The organism is Bacillus nakamurai (assembly GCF_001584325.1).
GTDB lineage: Bacteria > Bacillota > Bacilli > Bacillales > Bacillaceae > Bacillus > Bacillus nakamurai.
In genome coordinates this window covers 36,338-58,695 of record NZ_LSAZ01000043.1, presented here as the reverse complement: position 1 = coordinate 58,695, position 22,358 = coordinate 36,338, and the positions used below count along the sequence as shown (strand labels likewise).

23 protein-coding genes are annotated in these 22,358 nt (G+C 46.5%); 9 read left to right on the top strand and 14 right to left on the bottom strand.

Going from position 1 to position 22,358, the window contains the following annotated elements:
• Positions 1-11: 11 nt before the first annotated feature.
• Positions 12-230: a hypothetical protein gene (locus AXI59_RS18365; protein WP_061522326.1), complete on the top strand. Its 219-nt coding sequence runs from the start codon at positions 12-14 to the stop codon at positions 228-230.
• Between the two features lie 46 nt (positions 231-276).
• Here AXI59_RS18365 and nupQ read toward each other — a convergent pair whose 3' ends face one another.
• From nupQ to malK, 6 genes are all read right to left on the bottom strand, one after another.
• A complete protein-coding gene (gene nupQ, locus AXI59_RS18360) occupies positions 277-1,236 on the bottom strand; it encodes a guanosine ABC transporter permease NupQ (RefSeq protein ID WP_061528952.1) in 960 nt (319 codons plus the stop codon).
• The gene (locus tag AXI59_RS18355; protein WP_061528951.1) at positions 1,237-2,283 is read right to left on the bottom strand and encodes an ABC transporter permease; all 1,047 of its coding nucleotides are present in this window, start codon (positions 2,281-2,283) and stop codon (positions 1,237-1,239) included.
• On the bottom strand, positions 2,276-3,808 hold the full coding sequence (locus AXI59_RS18350) for an ABC transporter ATP-binding protein (RefSeq protein ID WP_061528950.1): 1,533 nt from the start codon (positions 3,806-3,808) through the stop codon (positions 2,276-2,278). Before AXI59_RS18350 ends, AXI59_RS18355 begins: the two co-directional genes overlap by 8 nt.
• Positions 3,809-3,933: 125 nt before the next feature.
• Positions 3,934-5,010 (bottom strand): BMP family lipoprotein, encoded by a 1,077-nt coding sequence (locus tag AXI59_RS18345; RefSeq protein WP_061528962.1) that lies wholly within the window; start codon positions 5,008-5,010, stop codon positions 3,934-3,936.
• A gap of 400 nt (positions 5,011-5,410) precedes the next feature.
• Entirely contained in the window at positions 5,411-6,118 is a 708-nt protein-coding gene (locus AXI59_RS18340) for a response regulator (protein ID WP_061522331.1), read from the bottom strand.
• Positions 6,111-7,712, bottom strand: coding sequence for a malate sensor histidine kinase MalK (gene malK / locus AXI59_RS18335; RefSeq protein ID WP_061528949.1), 1,602 nt, complete (start codon positions 7,710-7,712; stop codon positions 6,111-6,113). Before malK ends, AXI59_RS18340 begins: the two co-directional genes overlap by 8 nt.
• Positions 7,713-7,886: 174 nt before the next feature.
• Here malK and AXI59_RS18330 point away from each other — a divergent pair, with 174 nt between their 5' ends.
• A complete protein-coding gene (locus AXI59_RS18330; protein ID WP_061522333.1) occupies positions 7,887-8,444 on the top strand; it encodes a YufK family protein in 558 nt (185 codons plus the stop codon).
• Positions 8,445-8,460: 16 nt separating this feature from the next.
• Here AXI59_RS18330 and AXI59_RS18325 read toward each other — a convergent pair whose 3' ends face one another.
• The 3 genes from AXI59_RS18325 to AXI59_RS18315 all read right to left on the bottom strand — a co-directional run bounded on the left by AXI59_RS18325 (position 8,461) and on the right by AXI59_RS18315 (position 12,101).
• Positions 8,461-8,874 (bottom strand): thiol-disulfide oxidoreductase DCC family protein, encoded by a 414-nt coding sequence (locus tag AXI59_RS18325; protein ID WP_061528948.1) that lies wholly within the window; start codon positions 8,872-8,874, stop codon positions 8,461-8,463.
• A 20-nt stretch (positions 8,875-8,894) separates the two neighbouring features.
• A complete protein-coding gene (locus tag AXI59_RS18320) occupies positions 8,895-10,769 on the bottom strand; it encodes a transglycosylase domain-containing protein (protein WP_156476326.1) in 1,875 nt (624 codons plus the stop codon).
• 90 nt (positions 10,770-10,859) lie between these two features.
• On the bottom strand, positions 10,860-12,101 hold the full coding sequence (locus tag AXI59_RS18315; RefSeq protein ID WP_231878447.1) for an MFS transporter: 1,242 nt from the start codon (positions 12,099-12,101) through the stop codon (positions 10,860-10,862).
• Positions 12,102-12,252: 151 nt separating this feature from the next.
• Between AXI59_RS18315 and kapD the strand changes: the two genes are divergently transcribed.
• A complete protein-coding gene (gene kapD / locus AXI59_RS18310) occupies positions 12,253-12,870 on the top strand; it encodes a 3'-5' exonuclease KapD (protein ID WP_061522336.1) in 618 nt (205 codons plus the stop codon).
• A 24-nt stretch (positions 12,871-12,894) separates the two neighbouring features.
• On the opposite strand, the gene kapB is transcribed toward kapD, so the two are convergent.
• The 3 genes from kapB to AXI59_RS18295 form a co-directional block, all read right to left on the bottom strand.
• Entirely contained in the window at positions 12,895-13,281 is a 387-nt protein-coding gene (gene kapB / locus AXI59_RS18305; protein WP_061522337.1) for a kinase-associated lipoprotein KapB, read from the bottom strand.
• A 44-nt stretch (positions 13,282-13,325) separates the two neighbouring features.
• Positions 13,326-14,612 carry a sensor histidine kinase gene (locus tag AXI59_RS18300; RefSeq protein ID WP_061522338.1) on the bottom strand — a complete coding sequence of 429 codons (1,287 nt, stop codon included), beginning with the start codon at positions 14,610-14,612 and terminating at the stop codon, positions 13,326-13,328.
• 124 nt (positions 14,613-14,736) lie between these two features.
• A complete protein-coding gene (locus tag AXI59_RS18295; protein ID WP_061522339.1) occupies positions 14,737-15,900 on the bottom strand; it encodes a MalY/PatB family protein in 1,164 nt (387 codons plus the stop codon).
• 86 nt (positions 15,901-15,986) lie between these two features.
• Here AXI59_RS18295 and AXI59_RS18290 point away from each other — a divergent pair, with 86 nt between their 5' ends.
• Positions 15,987-16,247, top strand: a complete 261-nt coding sequence (locus AXI59_RS18290) for a DUF1871 family protein (protein ID WP_061522340.1) — start codon at positions 15,987-15,989, stop codon at positions 16,245-16,247.
• 22 nt (positions 16,248-16,269) lie between these two features.
• Here AXI59_RS18290 and AXI59_RS18285 read toward each other — a convergent pair whose 3' ends face one another.
• A complete protein-coding gene (locus AXI59_RS18285) occupies positions 16,270-17,091 on the bottom strand; it encodes an alpha/beta fold hydrolase (RefSeq protein WP_061528947.1) in 822 nt (273 codons plus the stop codon).
• Between the two features lie 139 nt (positions 17,092-17,230).
• On the opposite strand from AXI59_RS18285, the gene AXI59_RS18280 reads away from it, so the two are divergent.
• From AXI59_RS18280 to yugI, 3 genes are all read left to right on the top strand, one after another.
• Positions 17,231-17,731: an Lrp/AsnC family transcriptional regulator gene (locus AXI59_RS18280; RefSeq protein WP_061522342.1), complete on the top strand. Its 501-nt coding sequence runs from the start codon at positions 17,231-17,233 to the stop codon at positions 17,729-17,731.
• Positions 17,732-18,901, top strand: a complete 1,170-nt coding sequence (locus AXI59_RS18275; RefSeq protein ID WP_061528946.1) for an aminotransferase — start codon at positions 17,732-17,734, stop codon at positions 18,899-18,901.
• A gap of 200 nt (positions 18,902-19,101) precedes the next feature.
• Positions 19,102-19,494, top strand: a complete 393-nt coding sequence (gene yugI, locus AXI59_RS18270) for a S1 domain-containing post-transcriptional regulator GSP13 (protein WP_013353366.1) — start codon at positions 19,102-19,104, stop codon at positions 19,492-19,494.
• A 45-nt stretch (positions 19,495-19,539) separates the two neighbouring features.
• Here the strand turns inward: yugI and AXI59_RS18265 are convergent, their stop codons facing one another.
• The gene (locus tag AXI59_RS18265) at positions 19,540-19,776 is read right to left on the bottom strand and encodes a DUF378 domain-containing protein (protein ID WP_061522344.1); all 237 of its coding nucleotides are present in this window, start codon (positions 19,774-19,776) and stop codon (positions 19,540-19,542) included.
• A 134-nt stretch (positions 19,777-19,910) separates the two neighbouring features.
• Between AXI59_RS18265 and AXI59_RS18260 the strand changes: the two genes are divergently transcribed.
• Positions 19,911-21,074: an iron-containing alcohol dehydrogenase gene (locus AXI59_RS18260; protein ID WP_061528960.1), complete on the top strand. Its 1,164-nt coding sequence runs from the start codon at positions 19,911-19,913 to the stop codon at positions 21,072-21,074.
• An 86-nt stretch (positions 21,075-21,160) separates the two neighbouring features.
• Complete coding sequence (locus AXI59_RS18255) at positions 21,161-22,333, top strand: iron-containing alcohol dehydrogenase (RefSeq protein WP_061528945.1); 1,173 nt, start codon at positions 21,161-21,163, stop codon at positions 22,331-22,333.
• Positions 22,334-22,358 lie beyond the last annotated feature (25 nt).

Genomic DNA, 22,358 nt, shown 5'->3' with positions numbered 1-22,358 from the left:
GAGCTGATCAGATGAAAAGAAAAGCTGCTGTATGTACAGGATTATTTTGTTCCATCATCGCAGGAACATTCATAGCGGACGGCTTGCATAAAGGACGGCATCAAATGAGAGTCGATGAGTGGGAGCGGTTTTTTCTGGATACGGAATACGCGCACGGAAGATTAAGCGCGGCTGAATCGATGCGGGAGCCATTTCAGCCGCGGGAATATATGAGGATCGTCAACAGATAAAAAGAGTTCCGGCGCAAGGGCGCGGAACTCTTTTTCTGTCTGTTTTTCAGCGTTTACCCTTAATGTAAGGGATGCCGTTTGCTTTAGGCGCATCCGCGCGGCCGATAAATCCGGCAAGCGCGAGAATGGTTAAGATGTAAGGAGCCATCAGCATATACACATTCGGTATGTCTTTGAAAAGGGGCAAAAGCGAACCGATAATGCTTAAGCTTTGCGCAAATCCGAAAAACAGCGCTGCCCCGAGCGCTCCGATCGGATGCCATTTGCCGAAGACAAGCGCGGCAAGCGCGATAAAGCCTTGACCGGAAATGGTGGAATGAGTGAAATCAAGCGCGATTGTAGAAGCATATACACCGCCGCCGAGACCGCCGAACAGTCCGCTGATCATGACGCCGATATAACGCATCTTAAACACGTTTACACCCATCGTATCAGCCGCCATCGGATGTTCCCCGACCGAACGGATGCGAAGCCCGAACGGTGTTTTGAATAAAATGAACCAAGAAATAAAGGCCAGAACGATAGCTAAGATTGACGTATAATACACATCAGAAAAGAAAATCTTTCCTAAAACCGGAATGTCACTCAAACCGGGAATATTTGTTTTATAAAAGGGCTCAGGGATTTTATCCGTCTGCGCTTTTCCGTATATGAGCTTGACGATAAAAAGCGTCGCGCCTAAGGCCAGCATATTAATTGCCACACCGGTTACGGTCTGATCGGCGCGGAAGGAAACGGCAGCGGCCGCGTGTATCAGCGAGAACAGGACTCCCGCAATCATCGCTGCAATCAAGGCGAGCCACGGCGTCGCGGCCCCGAGCTGATGTCCGAGAAATAAGTTAAACAGCACACTTGTAAAGGCGCCGATAATCATCAGCCCTTCCAAACCGATATTGACAACGCCCGATCTTTCGGAAAACACGCCGCCGAGAGCGGTTAAAATAAGCGGGGCTGCGTATACGAGTGTTGCCGGGACAATAATGGATAAGATCTGCAGGAAGTCCACTTACTTCGCCCCCTTTTTCTTCAATTTATCAAGCACAAGACGGATGGCGTAACTTGACGCTACAAATAAAATAATAATGGCAATCACGATATCAACGACTTCTGAAGGCACGCCTGATTCAATCGGCATATTTAACGCGCCGACTTTAAGACCGCCAAGCAGACATGCCGCAAGAACTGCGCCGATGGCCGTATTGCCGCCGAGAAGGGCGACCGCGATTCCGTCGAAGCCGACGCCGGTAAAGGCGCCCTTAACCGCCGCGTATTGGAAGGTGCCGAGTCCTTCCATCGCACCGGCAAGTCCGGCAAAAGCTCCTGAAATCAGCATGGAGTACATCATATTTTTTCTGACGCTCATTCCGGCGTACTGTGCGGCGTGCTGATTAAAGCCGACTGCGCGGAATTCAAATCCGCTCCTTGTCTTATGAATGACAAACCACATGACGACAGCCATAAAAAGAGCGATCAGAATGCCCCAGTGAAGTCGGGAATAATCCGTCAGCTGCTCTAAAAATGGCGAGCGGAGAGAGGCGCTTTCATGAATTTTTGCCGTTTTGTCCCGGTGATCCGTCATGACATTGGAGATCAGATAATTTGTTAAATGAAGGGCGATATAATTCATCATGATTGTGACAATGACTTCATGGACATAAAAACGCGCTTTTAAAAATCCGGGAATCAATCCCCAAAGCCCGCCCGCGGCGGCCGCTGCCAATAAAGCAAGCGGGAGGTGGATATAAGCCGGGGCGTCAAAGGAAGTGCCTGCCCAGACAGCTGCGGTCCAGCCGACAAGCAGCTGTCCTTCAACGCCGATATTGAACAGACCCGCCCGAAAGGCAAACGCCACCGCCAAGCCGGACAAAATATAAGGCGTAATCTGCCGGACCGTTTCCCCTATGTAATACACTTCACCGAAGATGCCGTTCCAGAGAGCCGAATATCCGCTGATGACATTATATCCGCTGGCGAGCATGATGACGGCTCCCGCCGCTAAACCAAAAATGATGGCAATCAGCGGAACAGCCAGATGAGAAAGTCGATTAATCATGTGTTTTCCCCGCTTCCATTTGCTTACTTCCCGCCATTAAAAGCCCGAGCTCCTGCTCGTTTGTTTCAAGCGGATTGACGTTTGCGATGATGCTGCCTTCAAAAATGACGGCGATTCTGTCGCTTACATTCATAATTTCATCAAGCTCAAATGATAACAGCAGCACCGCTTTGCCGGCGTCCCGCTGCTCAATCAGCTTTTTGTGGACGAATTCAATTGCGCCGACATCCAGCCCCCGTGTCGGCTGGGCTGCGATTAAAAGATCGGGATTTCTGTCCACTTCCCGGCCGATAATGGCCTTTTGCTGGTTTCCTCCCGACAGCGCCCGTGCAGGCGTATATTCATCAGGGGTTCTGACATCGTATTCTTCAATCAGGCTGCGCGCTTTGTCATAGATAGCGAGGTTGTTTAATATGCCGAAAGAGGAGTAGGGTTTTTGGTAATAATTTTGCAGCACGATATTTTCACCGATCGGAAAATCAAGGACAAGCCCGTGTTTATGGCGGTCCTGCGGAATATGCCCGATGCCTGATTCGGTGACTTTTCGCGGCGGCAGGTTTTGCAAAGGCTTGCCGTTTAACGTGATCGTTCCGGAATGCGTTTTTCTGAGGCCGGTAATGGCTTCGATGAGTTCAGACTGTCCATTTCCGTCAACGCCCGCGATGCCGACAATTTCACCGGCTCTGACAGAGAGGGACAGCTGTTTGACCGCCTCAACTCCGCGCGCGTCCTTGACCGTCACTTGAGAAAGCGCGAGCACTTCTTGTTTCGGGTCAGCCGCTTTTTTGTCCGTTTTAAATGAAACCTCTCGTCCGACCATAAGGCTTGCCAGCTCATCTTTATCCGTATTCGCCACATCCAGCGTCTTAATGCCTTTTCCTTTGCGGATGATGGTCACCCGGTCGCACACTTCCATAATTTCTTTTAATTTGTGGGTGATGAGAATAATAGATTTACCTTCATTGACCAAGTTTTTCATAATTTGAATGAGTTCTTGAATTTCATGCGGAGTCAGCACCGCAGTCGGTTCGTCAAAAATGAGAATCTCGGCGCCGCGATAGAGAGTCTTTAAAATCTCGGCGCGCTGCTGCATGCCGACAGCGATATCGGCAACTTTGGCATCCGGATCAATTTGCAGCCCGTAACGGTCAGAAATATCACGCACGTCTTGGGCTGCCCTCTGTTTATCAATTCTGCCGAGCTTTTTCGGTTCTTTGCCGAGAATAATATTTTCTGAAACCGTAAAGGTGTCAACAAGCATAAAATGCTGATGCACCATGCCGATGCCGAGGTCATTGGCTTTGTTCGGGCTGTTAATGTGAACGCGTTCGCCCCGCACCCGGATCTCGCCTTTTTCAGGCTGATACAGGCCGAACAGGACATTCATGAGAGTGGATTTTCCCGCGCCGTTTTCACCCAGCAGGGCGTGAATTTCGCCTTTTTTCACTTGGAGAGTAATGTTATCGTTGGCGACGATACCAGGAAATTCCTTGCGTATCTTGAGCATTTCAATGATATATTCCACCGATTTGACCGCTCCTTTATAGAGATGCTTTGTGAGAAAGAGCCCGGCAAAAGAAAAGCTGCAAGAGCTGCAGCTTTTCCTTCACCGCTCTTTTAAGAAAAAAGGGGGTAAGAACCCCCTGATCCTTACTCAGTTTTGAAGGTTTTCAATTCTTTATCAGTCGAAGGGACGTCAAGCCCGTCTGTGATTTTTTTCTTCCAATCATTCACTGCTTTGATGACATCGTCAGAAAGATTTTCCTTGTGGTCGGAGATGCCGACAGCATCTTGATCCAAACCGTAAGTTAACGTTTTTCCGCCAGGGAATTTGCCGCTCTTTGCTTTTTTCGTCAAGTCTTCAACGGCCGTGTCCACCTTTTTAACCATTGACGTCAGAGTCACGTTGTCTTTTGTTCCTTCGACTTGCCCTTCCGCGTACTGGTCTTTATCAACCCCAATGACCCACACGCTCCGTTTAGGATCTTCTTTTTTAAGGTTTTTCGCTTCAGTGAAGACGCCTGTTCCGGTTGCGCCGGCCGCATGATAAATCACGTCAACGCCTGATTTGTACATGCTTTCTGCCGTAGCCTTGCCGACGTCAGCTTTGTCAAATCCGCCCGCGTATTTCACTTCAACTGCCGCTTTCGGATTTGCAGCTTGTACACCCGCGCGGAAGCCGATTTCGAATTTTTTGATTAATTCAGACTCCATTCCGCCTACAAAGCCGACTTTTCCCGTTTTGCTCGATAAAGCGGCTGCCACTCCGACGAGGAATGAACCTTCCTGCTCTTTAAAGGTAAGGCTCGCTACGTTGTCTTTTTTAACAACGTCGTCAATGATCGCGAAATTCGTGTCTTTGCGCTGATCAGCAATTTCGCTGATTGAATCTTGCATTAAGTAGCCGACGCCGTAAATCAGGTCAAAGTGCTCGCGCGCTAATTTATTTAAGTTCGTTGTATAATCTGCATCTGATTTTGATTGAAGGTAGTCATAACCGCTTTTGCCTTTTTCAAGTCCGTTGTCTTTTCCGAACGCCTGAATGCCTTCCCAAGCCGACTGGTTAAATGATTTGTCATCGACGCCGCCGATGTCGGTAACCATCCCGACGGTAAATTTTTTGTCACCGCCTGAGCCGTTTGCTTTGTCGCTTGAGCCGCATGCGCTTAATATGGTCCCGGCTGCCGCAATGAGCGCCATAGCCATTCCGATTTTGCGTTTTTTCAAAGATATAACCCCCCTGTAAAATATGGCTGATGCTGAGTCTTCCCGTCCTATGTCCCAAACCGGATGCAGAATCAAAAAAACTTTCTGATAATAATGATGAGACATGTCTCTTTTTCCCGCTGCCGCGAGTGCTCTCATTAAGGATTGGGACTAATGGCTTATCCGAAAAGATCAGCTAACCAATCATAATTTATCATTTTACCCGACATAAATAAATAGAAATTTGCTTATTTTTTAAAAAATATCAATTTTATGAACCGCCTTCCTCAGCTGGATAAAAAATAGGTGATAGAGACCATTCGTTATTCTTATATAGCATATAAATGGGTGATCTCAAGCCTTTTATCACGAGATATGATAGTGAAAAAGCACTGTTCCCATTTGAACAGTGCTTTTGATATTAAAAATATTGATTTATGCTGCTGACATTGCCGGTATTGATATTGTATTGAAAGACGGGTCTGCCGATCGTGCCGTAGGCCATTTCTACGTTCAGCACCTGAATGTCTTCAAGAAACTTAAGGTACTTTCGGATGGACACTTGGGAAATCTCTGTATGTTTGGCGAGATCCTCGGTGGTAAAGGAGCTGTCGCCGAATGATTCTATGCTTGCCCAAATGAGTTTCAGCGTGCTCTTTGTCAATCCCTTCGGAAGATGAACCTTTTCCGCCGCTTCTTTCTTTTGGAACAGCTCCGCATCCAATTCCTTCTGTGTCATGCTTCTATGTGACTGATACACCTTTTGCTTCCGTCTGTAGTCGGAAAGGGCGGTCTGGAAGCGGTCAAATTCAAACGGCTTGATTAAATAATCGACGGCGCCGTACCGAAGGGTCTTTTTGATGACATCGAGCTCGCTTGCCGCCGAAATGACGATGACATCAACCGATTCGTTCTGCTTACGGATTTCAGTTAAAAGCTCCAGCCCGTTTTTTCCCGGCATGTAAATGTCAAGAAGTATCAGATCGATATGATGTTCGCTTAAAACATGCAGCGCGCTTTGAAAGGATGAGGCGATGCCTTTGAGCTGGAAGCCTTCGATTTGGCTGAGATAGCGTTTATTTAATTCACCCACCATGGGGTCGTCTTCAACTATGAGTACATTAATCATCATTTTCCTCCTTCGGTTCATACGGAATGCGAAGACTGAAAGTAGTTCCTTCATTCTTTTCACTTGTCACAATCATATGGCCTTTTAAATTTTCTACGCTTTGCTGGGTAAAATAAAGGCCGAATCCCCGGTTTATTCCTTTTGTGGAATAACCTTGTTCGAAAATATGAGCTTGATCCTCAGCAGACATCCCGGCCCCCGTGTCCGTAATGTCAATATCAAGCTGGCGTTCTTGGAATCTCATCGAAAATGTGATGTTTTTCTTCGGCATCTGCGCCACTGCGTCAAGGGCATTGTTTAAAAGATTTCCGATAATCGTAATGAGCTCGTGAATGACGGCGGGATCCGCAGCCTTCGGTATCATGCCGTTCAGCTGTATGTCCAAATCGGCGCCCTGTTCGCGTATGTAGCTTTGTTTTCCTAAGAGAAACCCTGCAAGAACCGGGCTTTTGACGTCATTTATAATTTCGCTTGTTTCTGTCTTTTGCTGAATCGCAATGTCTTTAATATAAGTGCCGAGATCGTCGTATTCTTTTAACTGCACGAGGCCTAAAATGACATGAAGCTTGTTCATAAATTCGTGTGATTGGGCCCTTAAGGCGTTTGCATACATTTTAACACCAGAAAGCTGTTCTGCTAAATGCTTAACCTCCGTTTTGTCTCTGAAGGTGGCGATCGCTCCGACAGTTTGTCCTTTAAGGTGGATGGGGACTTCATTAAAGACCAGCTCCAGCCCGTTAATGCGGATATCCCTGTCCTGAAGCGGTTTTTTCGTTTCAATGACCTGCTTCAGTTTGCTTTTCGGCAAAATATCGTTCACATCTTGATCGACCGGATTAGTCGGAATACCCATTTTAATAAACAGACGCTTTGCTTCGGCATTGGCAAGCTTAATTTTTCCATGCGCGTCAACCGCCAGGATGCCTTCCTTCGTCGATTCGAGCATAGCGCTCCGTTCCTCAAGCAGGGTGGCGATTTCATAAGGCTCCAGCCCGTACATAATGTTTTTGACGGTGCGGGCGACAATAACGGCTCCAAGGATGCCGACAAAAATACTGACGCAGATAATGAAGTAGAGCGGTCTTAAGCTCTGACTGACAACTTCTTGTATTTTATTCAGAGAAATGCCGACCGAAACGACCCCGACCTGCTTTTTATCTTTCCCGTAAACCGGAACGAACGCTCTCATTGATTTGCCGAGAGTTCCTGCCGCTGTGCTCGTATGGACATGTCCGCGAATCGCGGGCTCTTCATCTCCGCCCGTGAATTTTTTCCCGATTTTATTCGGATTGGGGTGGGTGAGCCGAATGCGGTTCATATCCATTACGACGACAAATTCGGTTCCTGTCGTATGCTGGACGTCTAATGTAAAATTCCGCAGCTCTTTAAGCCCTTTTTTTGTCTCTAATGACCGTGCGACGCTGGGTGTTTCCGCGACCAATTGCGCGGTTCTTAAAGCGGTCGTTCGTTCTTCTTCCTTTACGCGGTTTGCGGTTTGGACGCTGATGGTGAAAAATGTGATGCAAAGTGCAATGAGGACGACAAAGCAGACGAATATCGTTAATCTGGTTTGCAGTTTTAAAGTTTTTTTCATAACAGCCTTCCTTACGTTTATCATTCCCGCGTTCTACTTTACTCCGAAAAAGCCGGTTTGTGAAGATCGGGCGCTTATTTCGTAAAAGTGAGGAAAAATGGAATATTTTATCTTGTCAATGTGTTTTAAGTCCTCCATAATAAGTGAGGTAGATTACAGAAAGGGACTTTTTATATGAAAAATACTTATTGGACGGGTTATTTTCCGCTCGTCGCGATTCTGCTTTTTAGTTCGTCATTATCTATTTCTACTTCGCTGTATGTCATGAAGCTGCTTCAAACGCTCGGCATGTATCAGGGAATGCTGGATTACTTCTCTGAAAAAGGGATCAGACTCGCGCTTTTCGCAGCGTTCGCCCTTGTGTATTTTATGGTTTTTTCCGCTTTAAAGCTGATTGCAAACACTGTGACAGAGCTGTCTCTTTTGTTTTTTACAAATGACCCTGAAGGGGACAATTTGAAAAAAATCAGATTAGGCTCTTTAATTTATGTAGGCGGAGGCATTCTTTCCTTTGCTCTTGTACAAAACGGTTTTTGGATTGCGGCGCTTTTTGCAGCCGTTACTCTTGTGTATTTGATTTTTATGGTGTACAGAATTTATGCAACACTCTCCGTCGTCTCGTTAATCGGTTTTATATTGCTGGAGATCTTGTTTTGGTTTACTTTTGTTATCGGTATTTTGTACATCTTTATCAAGCTTTATAATAGCATAATGGCTAGCTTACCTGTGTAAGCTAGCCATTTTTGTATTAAGACAGAAATCTGTTTTTGATGTCAGGGGAGGGGAGCATGCATGCTTCCCTTTTTTCGAACCATTTGTAACGGCTACGGGCAATGAAAGAATACACCATATCCCTGAGGGGACGCGGCACTGCGAAAAAAATCGCAGACAGCCGCCAGGCTCCGCGCAAATGGCGGGAGACTTTTAATACGGCAGCTGATTTCCTGTAGATTCGCCCGTTTTCTATAAAGACCATGCTGTCAAAATGCTCTGTTGGAAGTCCTTGTGATGCCAGAAGCTCCTGAGCGGTATCTGATTGAAGTGAAGCAAATGAGATCAGACCGTCCGGATCGCGTTTAATGATGAATTGAACGGCGCCGTTGCATAGGTTGCAGACGCCGTCAAACAAAAGCACGCGGTTCGGAAGATGAGCTGGTTTCAAGGCAGATCCCCTCCGTTTTTTTAATAGGCTGCTTGCAGCGTATTTTTCCAGATGGAAAGCTGAGGACTGGCGTCATGAAGATATTCGACGCTTGACGGCGTATCCTTGCCGACCCATACCCCCATTGTATACGAATCCGTCAGACCGACGAACCACATATCATGGTAATCATTTGATGTCCCTGATTTTCCGCCGACATACGGAGCTTTAAAGTTCGCTTTTTTCCCTGTTCCGCTTTTGACGACTGCTGTCATCATTTTTTTGATCTGCATGTTGGTGCGTACGCTGAAAATCTGTGTCGGCTGGTCTTTCCATTTCAAAATCGTTTTTCCTTTTAAATCGGTCACTTTAGTAATCGCATGACTCGGCGTATAGCTGCCGTTATTACCGAATGTCGTATACGCATTTGTCATTTCAAGCGGCGTCATGCCGTTCGTAAAGCCGCCGAGCGCTGCCGGGAGACGGTAATCCGCACTGACAAGTTTAGCGAAATGAAACGGTTCAAGATAGCTGAAAGCCTTACTGACCCCCACGCGGTCCATGATTCTGATGGCCGGTGTGTTATACGAGTATTTAAACGCCGTTTCTAAGCTTACCGTGCCGTACGTGCGATTGTTGTAGTTTTGCGGGCAATAATCTTTGCTGCAGAACTTGCTCGCGTCAATCGTGCTGCTCGCCGTGGCGCCTGTTTGTTCAATGTAAGGCCCGTAATCAAGCAGCGGCTTAATCGATGAACCCGGCTGTCTGTACGCCTGATAAGCACGGTTGAAATCATATTTGTGATAATCTTTACCGCCTGAGAGGGCGATGATTTGGTGCGTTTGGTGATTAATCACGGCCGCTCCGCCCTGTACGCCTGCATATGGAAGATTTTGATTCATTTGCGCAACGACTTGATTTTGCATGTACGGATTAAGCGCTGTATAAATCTTCACTCCGTCTTTTAACAGCGTGCTGACTCTTGCGGAAAGGTCGTTCTGTATTTTTTGTTTTGCTTTTCCGGAAGCTTTCGCCAGCCGTTTATCATAGCCTTCAGACGAAGAGACGAGCTGTGTGAATTCATCATTTACATAGGAAACATAGTCCGGATATTTATTTGTTTTTTCGTTAATATTGAGTGTAATTCGTTCATTTTTGGCTTTTTTCAGCTGTTTGCCGGTAATAACCCCTGCTTTTTTTAATCCGTTAAGCAAGCGGACTTGTCGTTTTTTCGTGTAGTCAAAATGCTTGAGAGGATCATATAATGTAGGGTTATTAGGGATTGCGCAAATAAAAGCCATTTCTCCCAGAGTGAGAGATTTCAGCGGCTTGCTGAAATAAAATTGTGCCGCCGAGCCGACGCCGTACACTCCGTTATTAAAATAAATCGTATTTAAGTAGCCTTCTAAAATCTCATCTTTGCTGTACTTTTTCTCCAGCTGATAGGAATAGGCAAGCTCCGTCAGTTTGCGGCTGAAGGTGCGTTCATGGCTCAAATATACATTCCTTGCCAGCTGCTGGGTGATGGTGCTGGCGCCCTGGTCAATTTTGTGATCCTTGAAATTGGATGCGGCCGCCCTGACCATTCCCATAAAGTCAAACCCTTTGTGCTCATAAAAATGGCGGTCTTCAGAGGTTAAAAACAGCTGTTTTACCTCATTAGGGATGTTGCGAAAGGGCACGATGACGCGGTTCTCATGATCACTGACAATTTCAGAAACAAGGCTTCCGTCCCTGTCATACATGTAACTGTTTTGAACCAGGTTGATATCTTTTAAATCAATATGTTTATCAAGCACCTGATCTAAAGGCTTGATTTCTTTTACCTCTTTGCCGGAAGCAATAACTGTAAATGCAAACAACGGGATAATGCCAAGCAGCAAAATCCATCCGATTATTTTACGTACCATGGTCACTCTCTTTTCTCCTAATTTCTAGCCATATCGTATCATTCTTTTGAGAATACGAGAAGGTTAAATTTAGAAGATTCCTCAATTGCTAAGAGATCAGCCTGCATTTGCCGCTGACTCCTTTTGCATTCGCTCCGTCAGCCATAACAGGCCGGCGCCCGCTAAAAAGAGAAATGCCGTGACGTAAAAGGCGGCCGATATGGAGAAACTGCTCGATACGGCGCCGCCAAGCAGAGGGCCGAGCACGTTTCCGAGAAAACGAAAGCTGACGTTGTAGCCGAGAACCTCTCCTTGAATGCTGCCGGGAGCCTGAACGCGGATGGCTGCCGTAATACAAGGCAGCATGCCGCCCATCACCATGCCGAAAAGAAATCTGAACACAAGAAGCATGGAAAGGGAGGAGGCAAGCGCCTGCGGAATGAAAAACACGGCCGCGGCCGTCAAAAGCACAATTAAAATACGGCGGTGGCCGAAACGGTCACCCAAGTCTCCCCATTTTCGCGCCAGCAATAGGCTTCCAAGACCGGTGGCTGAAAACGCCATGCCGGAGAAAAAGGCTAAATTCACAGGTCCGTGCAGCTCATTTACATATAAAGCGAGCAGCGGCTGGATGCTGAAATTGCCGGTTTGCACGAGCATGGTGAGCACCATCATCACCAAAAGCGCAGGCTGGTGAAAAATGTAGGAGAGCACCTGTTTTCGCGAATATGTTTTCTGCTTACCTTTCTTCTCGCCGAGCGGCTGTTCGTTCACCTTAAATAAGACGAGAAGCACGGATGAAAAGATCACAAATGACGTGATAAAAAAAGTATACGTAAAGCCGAAGCTGTCAGCGAGCAATCCGCCCAAAAGCGGCCCGAATAAAGTCCCGGAGACCTGCCCCATCTGCAGCGTGCCGAGTGTTTTCCCCGCAGTCTGTTTCGGTGTCTGCGCGGAAATCATGGCAAGCGATGTCGGAATAAATCCGGTGACAAGGCCCATAAGCATTCGAAGGAAAAACAGCTGATGAACCGAGGTCACAAACCCCATCAGTAAAATGCTGACGGCAATTCCGGTCCCGGTGATCAGAAGGATTTTTTTGTAGCCGCGTTTATCGCCGAACCGCCCCCAAAACGGGGAAACGATAAATGCCATTAAAAACGTGACGCCGAACACATAGCCGCTCCATCTCTGCACATACCCGCCGGGGTGGGGGCTGATTGTTTCAATATATAAAGAAAGAAACGGAACAATCATCGTCGTACTGGCGGAAACAAAAAAGTTCGCGAGCCAAATGATAACGAAGTTTTTCTTGCGGATAGAAATAACATCACCTTCTTTACTTTTCGTGTGTCTAATAAAAGTATATAGGAAAGAATTTGGTATTTGTATTTTAAATGTTAATATAGGAAAATTGATTATTTTTAGAAAATGAAGAAAGTTTCAGAGGAGAGACTGATATACTATCATAAAATATCATTTTTGATCGAAGGAAAGGCAGGTGTAAAAAGTGGATCAGCGCAGTTTGCTCATTATTGATTTTGAATTTACAATGCCGGACGGCAAATACAGCCCGCAAAATTTCTTCCCGGAAATTATTGAGGCGGGGATTGTCAAAACGGTAAATGATGAAGTGGCTGAAACGTTTTCAAGTTATATTAAGCCAAAAAAATTTCCGAAGCTGACGAAACGATGCAAAACCTTTTTAAACATCAGCCAAAAGGAAGTCGACAGCGGGATCACATTTAACGAATTCATCCGCAAATTGAATGAGCTTGATCCTGAGAAAAATTGTACCATTGTAACCTGGGGAAGTATGGATATGAAAGTGCTGAAGAAAAACTGCATGTTTAACCATATTCCTTTTCCGTTTAAGGGCGAACTTCGGGATTTGTCCCTTGAATATAAAAATTTTTTCGGTGACAGGACACTGACGGGCCTGTGGAAAGCAGCCGAGGAATATGGCGATAAGGGAACGGGCATGCATCATAAAGCGCTGGACGACGCACGGACCACATACAAGTTATTTAAGCTTGTCGAACGGGATAAACAATACCTTGAAAAGCCGAAGCCTCCGACAATTGGTGATCGTGTTGATTTGACTGAGCTGTTTCGCCGGGCCACATAAAAAAACCCAATCAGTCTGACTGGGTTACGGTCTTTTGAAATATTCATGCTCTAGTGCGGCCAAATTGGCGAGCGAACGCTTCGCCCACTCCGAATCGTCTTTTGTCAGCTGATCTTTCAGCCGGGCTGCCGCTTCCTTTAATGATGCCGTATAATTCGGCACCTCGCCGTCAAACGGTTTGACCATCTGATGCGGTATGTTTGTCTGCTCACCGAATGCAAGCGCTCTTCTTTCATGGAAAAAAGGAACATCCGCCTGCTTCGGATGATGGAGATCTCCTTGAGCAGGATGCGTCAGTACGGCTTTGATTTTCACTAAATAGTGATTAGGCCTGACGTCTGTCACTTCCCCTATGTATGCTCCTGTTTTATAAAATCCTTTTACGATTGTGCCGATTTCAAACAAATGCATAGCCCTCACCTCCCTATTATTCTATAAAAGATCAATGCAAATGGCTAGTGAGGAGCCGCTGCCGGGAGCTGAACAGAGGCCGTAGTGCCGGAATGTTCGCCGCTTGTGAATATCACGGTGCCTTCATGATGTTCAATGATGGCGAATGTCACAGTGAGCCCGAGCCCCGTTCCGTTCGTTTTCAAGGTGTAATATGGCTTGCCGAGTTTTTGCAGCTCTTCATCGGACATGCCGATTCCGTTATCTGTTATCCGGATGCGGACCATCTCTTGATGTTTTTGGGCGGAGACCTGGATTCTGCCGTTTTCAGCCGCCACGGCTTCAATGCTGTTTTTTATCAGATTAATCAGGGCCTGTTTCAGTTTTTTAACATCCCCGTACACATATAAGTCCGGCTCGCTGTGAACATTGACTGTCACCGACTTAAAATTGGCGTAAGACTCCATCAGTGAACCGGTCTCCTTTACGAGCAGGGAAATATCAAACATTTCTTTTTCATAATCATCCTGCTTCGCCATATCAAGATAATTTGTAATGATTGTCTGGGCGCGGTCCAGTTCAGAGAGAACGAGCTTTTGATAACCGGCGCTTGATTTGTCTTGAAGGTGTTCGCCGCTGAAAAGCAGCTGAACAAAACCCCTGACGACCGTGAGCGGGTTGCGGACTTCATGGGCTACGCTTGCTGCAAGTTCGCTGACGACGGCCATTTTTTCTGAGTGTATCAGCCTCGCCCGCATCGACATATTCTCATCAATGCTCTCAATCAAATAAATGCACAGCAAAAGCGCGCTGATTTGGAAAAACACTGAGATCGCCGCCTCATAATAGACTGCATATAGATTTTGAAAATTGAGAATATTGATTACGGAATAGATGAAGATAGATGCGGTTGATAAGGTGATCTCCCAGCAGCCGATGAGAAGAGCCAGCAGCAGTTTCTTTTGTTTTGAATAAAAGGGCCATTTTGTTTGGAGCCGAATAGGGATCATCATGAGAAAAGGAAGCACGGATAAGAAAAAAAGGGCAGAAGGTTCAAAAAATATGAGCTGAAAACAAACGGATGCTGCACCCGCGGCAAGCCCTGCGGCAGTGCCGGCGTAAAGCAGACAAACCACAATGGGAATAAGCTGCAGCCCGTATCGGACGGCATGTAATTCCTGAATCGGATACACCATACATAATAAAGATGAAACGGATGCAAATGCGGCAACCAGCAGACGGTTTGCTCTCGGCACATGTAAAGCAGGTTTACTGAGCCAGATGACTTGATAAAGTAAAATAGGGAATAAAATAAAAGAGAAATGAAGCAAGTAATCTTTTACAATTTCCATTTATGCGAAATCCTTTCATGTAAAAATATGAATCTATTATAACATCTTTGGAATCAAAAAAAGAATATAATTTCTCTAAAACGAACGCCCTTATCTCTTTTGATAAGGGCATTCTCTATCTGTATTACGCCAAAGCGGCTTTGATTCTTGAAAGGCCCTCATTTACAGTGGATGCCGAACAGCCGACATTCAGCCTCATAAAACCTTCGCCGCCCGGGCCGTATTTTGTTCCCGGCTCTAAAATAATTTTCCCCTTTTTCAACATTCGTTCTTTGAGCTCTGCATCTGACAGGCCGCACCCGCTGAAATCCATCCATATTAAATAAGAAGCATCGGGCTTCATCATACGGACCTGCGGCAATTCATCCCGCAAAAAGGCACGAACCATATCAATATTCCGCTCAAGATAAGGCAGTAACGCGTCAAGCCAAGGGCCGCCCTTTGTATAAGCCGCTTCAATCGCCGCGACGGCGAACGCGTTGAGGCCGGAGATTCCGTTACGATGCATGACAGCAGAAAATTTCGCGCGTTTATACCGGTCCGGAATGATTATCGCCGACGCCTGGATGCCGGCAATATTAAACGTCTTGCTTGGCGCGGCACAAGTAATGGAAATCCGCGCAAATTCCTCAGAAAGAGAAGCGAAAGGCGTATGCTTCCTGCCGTACAGCATCAAGTCGGAATGAATTTCATCAGATACGACGGTGACGTCATGTTCGGCGCACAGCGACCCGAGTTGTAAAAGCTCTGCGCGGCTCCACGATCTGCCGGATGGGTTGTGGGGATTGCAGAGAATCATGAGCTTCACGGCCGGATCGCTCAGTTTTTTCTCAAGATCCTCAAAATCCATGTGATAGATGCCGTTTTCCTCCCGTAAAGGATTATGTAAAACCTGCCGCTTATTTTCCTTTATCATTTGATAAAAAGGCGTATAAACAGGAGATTGAATCAAAACCGGATCGCCGGGTTCAGTGAAGGCCTGAATGGCGGTGCTGATCGCCGTTACAACCCCGGGGCTGAACGTAATGCTGCCGGAATCAGGCCGAAAGCCGTGCCGTGTTTCAAACCATGAGGCGACAGCTTCTCTTGTTTTTCCGTCAGGTGACGTATAACCGAATATGCCGTGGTCAAGGCGCGTTTTTAAAGCGTCGGTTACCGCTTCGGGAGCGCGAAAATCCATATCGGCCACCCACATCGGCAGGGCATCGGTGACGCCGAATAAAGCTTCCGTGTTGTCCCATTTAACAGATTGTGTGCCAAGGCGGTTCTCTTGAAGGTCGAAGTTCATTTATAGTCACTCCTGTAGTATGATTATTTTCACAACGTTTCTATGATAAAATAGAAGGGCAAACTTTATTATAAGCGGTGATGAAAATGGAAGAAAGCCAAGCGGTCATGGAAATGATAAAAATCATTGCCAAGTGGGACCCGTTTCAATATGGAGAAGAATTTTATGAGACAGAAGCCGTCGATGTCGTGCAGGCCGTCTATGATAAAGACCGTGCCGATGAATTGGCTGAAGCCATTCAGGACATCTTCGAGGCTTCTTTTGAACAAAAGCTTCCGATTGCAAGCTGTCTCCAGGCGGCTGAGAAGCTTTTGCTCATCAAAGAAAGCAGCTCCTGCACCCCTTAAAAACCGGCATAGCGCCGGTTTTTTAATCAATAAATTCCAAAATCCGTTCCGAGACGAATTCCGGCCGTTCTTCAGGCACGAGATGCCCGGTTTCTTTAAGAGAATACAGGATCGAATCAGGCAGATCGTGATGAAGCCGTTCACCCACTGAGAACGGGACGACCCGGTCTTCTTCTCCCCATATTAACAGTGAGGGTTTGTCTATCCTTTTTAATTCATCAGGCGGCAGGTCGCCCTCCCTGTGCCGGATGAACCTTGTCATTGCTTTGAAAATCTGGCGGTCTGTAAATGGTTTTTCATATCCGTCAATCATTTTCTGGTTGATCAGCGTCTGATCGTGCACCACATTCAGCAGGTTTTTCAGCACGCCCTCTTTTGAAAGCCAATACTTTATATAAAGATGAAAGCAAGGAAGGTGCGTTCCGAAAATGATTGACGGATGCGAGCGTTTTAAATACCCGGAGCTGCATAGCAGAACGACTTTGGAAAAAAGCTCGGGCTTTAACAGAGCCGCTGATAAGGAAATCTGCCCGCCCATTGAATGACCGATGAGTGCCGCTTGGCTGATGTTCAGCTTTTCGAGAAGGCCGATCAAGAGCTTGGCGAGATTCGTGTACGTGTATACGAATGTACGCGATTTTTCCGATTGGCCGAAAGGAGGCAAATCGACCGCGATAATCTCGTAATGGCCCCGGAGCAGCGGTATCAGTTTTCTGAAGCTGAAGGCGGAAGATAAAAAACCGTGCACGCAGACGAGCGTGTGTTTGCCGGGATTTTCATAGTGCTCGTAATATAATTCAACTCCGTGAATTGCGAGCCGTTTAATAGGTGAAATAGCTTCCATCAGGGGTTTCGCCATCCTTTCTGTCAGTCACAGCCGGCCTTTTATGATTGTAAAATTTTAGCGCGGTTTTTCTTAGCATTTGTCGAAAATCGTGATATAATGTCATGAAGATTTTTGATAATGCAAAGGTGTGAAACATATGAAGCTGACCGAAAAAGAAACAGAAATATTAGAAATTTTAGACGAAAACAGCCGGGTTGATGCGGAAACGATTGCAAAAATGGCGGACATTCCGGCCGATGAAGTAAAAAGCATCATTGATAAGCTTGAAAAGGAAAAAGTCATCATTGATTATGCCGCGATGATCGACTGGCGCAAAGTCGACGGCCTTGAAGGTGTGACGGCTATGATTGATGTAAAGGTGACGCCGAAACGAAACGTCGGATTTGACGAGGTGGCCGAACGGATTTACCGGTTCCAGGAAGTCGAATCCGTTTACCTGATGTCAGGGGTGTACGATCTGTCTGTCGTCATTCGCGGCAACACCATGTCAGACGTGGCGCGTTTCGTATCAGAAAAGCTGTCGGCGCTTGATTCTGTCGTCTCTACGACAACCCACTTTATCCTGAAAAAATACAAGCATGACGGCAAGGTCTTCGAAACAGGAGACGATGACAAAAGAATCGTGGTGTCTCCGTAAATGGAAACGAAGACTTCTTATTTATCTGATTATGTGCAGCAAATTAAACCGTCAGGCATCCGCAAGTTTTTTGATTTGGCAGCTACGATGGAAGGCGTCATTTCTTTAGGCGTGGGAGAGCCTGATTTTGTAACGGCCTGGAATGTCAGGGAAGCGAGCATTCTTTCCTTGGAACAGGGCTACACGGCTTATACGGCCAATGCGGGGCTGTATGAATTGAGGGAAGAAATCAGCCGCTATTTGGATCAGCGGTTCGGCCTTTATTATTCTCCAGACCATGAGCTGATTGTTACCGTAGGGGCCAGCCAGGCGCTTGATCTCGCCATTCGCGCCATTATGAATCCGGGAGAGGAAATGTTAATTCCCGAACCGTGTTTTGTCGCTTATGAATCACTCGTGACGCTGACGGGCGGAATTCCGGTACCGATTCATACAACGGCAGATAAAGGCTTTAAAGCGTCCGCTCAGGATTTTGAAGCGGCTTTAACAGAAAAAACAAAGGCTGTGCTGCTGTGCTCGCCGTCTAATCCGACGGGTTCTGTCTATACGAAAGAAGAGCTTGGATCCATTGCCGCTTTCGCTAAAAAACACGACATCATTGTGATTGCCGATGAAATTTATGCTGAATTGACGTATGATGAACAATTTACGAGCATGGGGGCTCTTTCGGATATGAAGGAGCGGACGATCCTCATTTCCGGGTTCTCCAAAGCGTTTGCGATGACGGGATGGAGGCTCGGTTTCACAGCGGCGCCGCCGGTTATCAGGGACGCCATGCTCAAGATTCATCAGCACGCTATGATGTGCGCGCCGTCGATGGCGCAATACGCGGCGCTTGAAGGGCTGAAAAACGGCCGAGAAGATGTGGAAAGAATGAAAAAAAGCTACCGGAGACGGCGCAATCTGATTGTGGAAACGTTAAACGAAATCGGTCTCAGCTGCCACCATCCTGGCGGCGCATTTTACGCGTTTCCTTCTATTCAATCTACGGGAATGAGCTCAGAGCAATTCGCAGAACAGCTTCTCGTCGAGGAAAAGGTAGCCGTCGTTCCCGGAAACGTGTTTGGCCCGAGCGGTGAGGGATATATCAGATGTTCGTATGCCACTTCCATTGAACAGATCCAGGAAGCGCTCGTCAGAATCAAAAGGTTTGTGGATAAAAGAGCATAAAAAAAGATACGAACTCAGTTCGCATCCAAATAAAAAAGGGGGGGAATACTAGAAAGCCTTCGGTAACTACAGTATACCCCCTTTTTTCTGCGGTTAAACCTGCATTTATAAAAAAGTTCTCTTTGCGAAAATGAAACTTGTATGATATAATTTTAAATTGCGTATAAACTGTATTTAATTTAACTTAGGAGTTGTTATGAATGGCAGCAAAATTTGAAGTGGGCAGTGTTTACACTGGTAAAGTAACAGGATTACAAGCGTATGGTGCGTTTGTTGCATTAGATGAAGAAACTCAAGGACTTGTGCACATCTCTGAAGTCACTCACGGTTTCGTAAAAGACATTAACGAGCACCTTTCAATCGGTGACGAAGTACAAGTAAAAGTACTTGCAGTTGACGAAGAAAAAGGAAAAATCAGTCTTTCTATCCGTGCGACACAAGCTGCGCCTGAAAGAAAAGAAAGCAAACCAAGAAAACCGAAAGCTGCTCAAGTTTCTGAAGAAGCTTCTGCTCCGCAAGGTTTCAACACATTAAAAGATAAGCTTGAAGAGTGGATTGAACAGTCAAACCGCAAAGATCTTATCAAAAAATAAGCACGAAAAAAGCACCGGATATGTATGTTCGGTGCTTTTTTATGTCTATCTCATTTCAGGCTTCGTTGCTTCCTCGCGTGACGTTTCCTCGTTCGGTTTAAACAAAAGGCCGAGATTGATTAATCCGGCGATGCCGATCAGGCCGTAAATAATCCGCGACAGAGCTGATCCTTGGCCGCCGAAGATGGCTGCCACTAAATCAAATTGAAAAAAGCCGATCAGTCCCCAGTTAATAGCGCCGATAATCGTTAAAACGAGACAGATTCGCTGAATAACACTCATGTAAACAACCTCCTCTATGAATTCGTGAAACAGTTATAGATTGTGACAAACTGGAGAAACTATGCATGCGAAAAGCTGATTACTTTACAGCAAAAAGCGCGATCCTGCATAATGAAGACCGAGGAGGAGATATCATGCAGAACTTTACATATTGGAATCCGACAAAATTGATTTTCGGAAAGGGAGAAGTTGAAAAGCTTCCTGAAGAAATCAAGCCATACGGAAAAAACGTACTGCTCGTGTACGGCGGGGGAAGCATTAAGCGAAGCGGCCTTTACGATCAGGTGACAGAGCTTCTGAAAAAAGCAGACGTTAACGTTCATGAGCTTGCAGGGGTAGAACCGAATCCGCGTGTTGCAACAGTGAATAAAGGCGCGGCCATCTGTAAGGAGCAAAATATTGATTTCCTTCTGGCCGTCGGCGGAGGAAGTGTCATTGACTGTACGAAAGCCATTGCAGCAGGCGCAAAATATGACGGCGACGCTTGGGATATCGTCACCAAAAAACATCAGCCGACTGAAGCAATCCCGTTTGGAACGGTCTTAACATTAGCGGCAACGGGTTCAGAGATGAATGCCGGCTCCGTTATTACAAACTGGGACACAAATGAAAAATACGGCTGGGGCAGCCCGCTTGTTTTTCCGAAATTTTCGATTCTTGATCCCGTCAATACGTTTACGGTTCCGAAAGACCATACGATCTACGGCATGGTCGATATGATGAGCCACGTGTTTGAACAATATTTCCATCACACATCAAACACGCCGTATCAGGACCGGATGTGTGAATCTCTTCTGCGCACAGTCATTGAAACAGCGCCTAAGCTGATCAATGATCTGGAAAATTACGAATTGCGTGAGACCATTTTATATACAGGCACTATCGCCTTAAACGGCATGCTGTCAATGGGCGCAAGAGGCGACTGGGCAACTCACAATATTGAGCATGCGGTGTCAGCAGTTTATGATATTCCGCACGCGGGGGGCCTTGCCATTCTGTTCCCGAATTGGATGAGACACGTGCTGAAAGAAAATCCTGCCCGCTTTAAGCAGCTTGCCGTCCGTGTCTTTGATATTGACGAAGCAGGCAAATCAGACGAGGAGATTGCGCGTGAAGGAATTGACAAGCTTTCGGCGTTCTGGACGAGTCTCGGCGCACCGAACAAACTCGCTGATTATGACATTTCTGATGAAAAGCTGGACACGATTGCTGATAAAGCGATGGCTAACGGCGTATTCGGCCAGTTCAAATCACTGCAAAAAGAAGATGTGCTTGCGATCTTAAAAGCATCATTGTAATAAATAAAGGGGGGCGGCCAAATTGGCAGCTCCTTTTTTTCTGTGTTATAGTAATCCCCTTACGATTTTTTTGGAGATCATCATAAATGGAGAATTTTACGTACTACAACCCGACAAAGCTGATTTTCGGCAAAGGCCAAATCGAACAATTAAAAAAAGAGCTGAAGCAATACGGAAAAAACGTTCTGCTTGTGTACGGCGGCGGCAGTATTAAACGAAACGGCCTGTATGATCAAGTAACAGGCATATTAAAAGAAGAAGGCGCTGACGTCTATGAGCTTGCAGGGGTAGAACCGAATCCCCGTCTGGCAACGGTTAATAAAGGAATTGAACTGTGCAGACAGCATGAGATCGATTTTCTTCTTGCGGTTGGCGGCGGAAGCGTCATTGACTGTACAAAAGCGATTGCAGCCGGAGCGAAATATGACGGCGATGCATGGGATATTTACAGCAAAAAAGTGACGGCAAAAGATGCGCTGCCGTTCGGCACGGTGCTGACACTTGCGGCGACCGGCTCTGAAATGAACCCTGACTCCGTTATCACCAATTGGGAAACAAACGAAAAATTCGTATGGGGCAGCGACGTCACTCATCCCCGTTTTTCTATTTTAGATCCGAAGAATACGTTCAGCGTTCCCGAAAACCGAACGGTGTACGGCATGGTGGATATGATGAGCCACGTATTTGAACAGTATTTCCACAATGTTGAAAACACGCCGCTTCAAGACAGAATGTGTTTTGCTGTACTCCAGACGGTCATCGAAACAGCGCCGAAGCTGCTTGAAGACCTGGAGAACTATAAGCACCGCGAAACGATTTTATACGCGGGAACGATCGCTTTAAACGGAACCCTGCAAATGGGCTACTTCGGCGACTGGGCATCTCATACGATGGAACACGCCGTGTCAGCGGTTTATGATATTCCGCACGCGGGCGGCCTGGCGATTCTCTTCCCGAACTGGATAAGATATACGATTGACCAAAATGTCGGCCGTTTCAAAGCGCTCATGCTGAACATGTTTGATATTGAAACAGAGGGCAAAACAGATAAAGAAATCGTGCTGGAGGGCATCGACAAACTGTCTGCATTCTGGACAAGCCTCGGCGCGCCGTCCCGCCTCGCGGATTATGACATCGGCGAAGAAAAGCTTGAACTGATTGCGGAGATTGCCGCAAAAGAAATGGAATACGTCGGATTCGGCAACTTCAGAAAACTGAATAAGGATGACGTCCTCGCTATTTTGAAGGCGTCCCTGTAATATAAGTCCCCGGCCGGAGTGAATG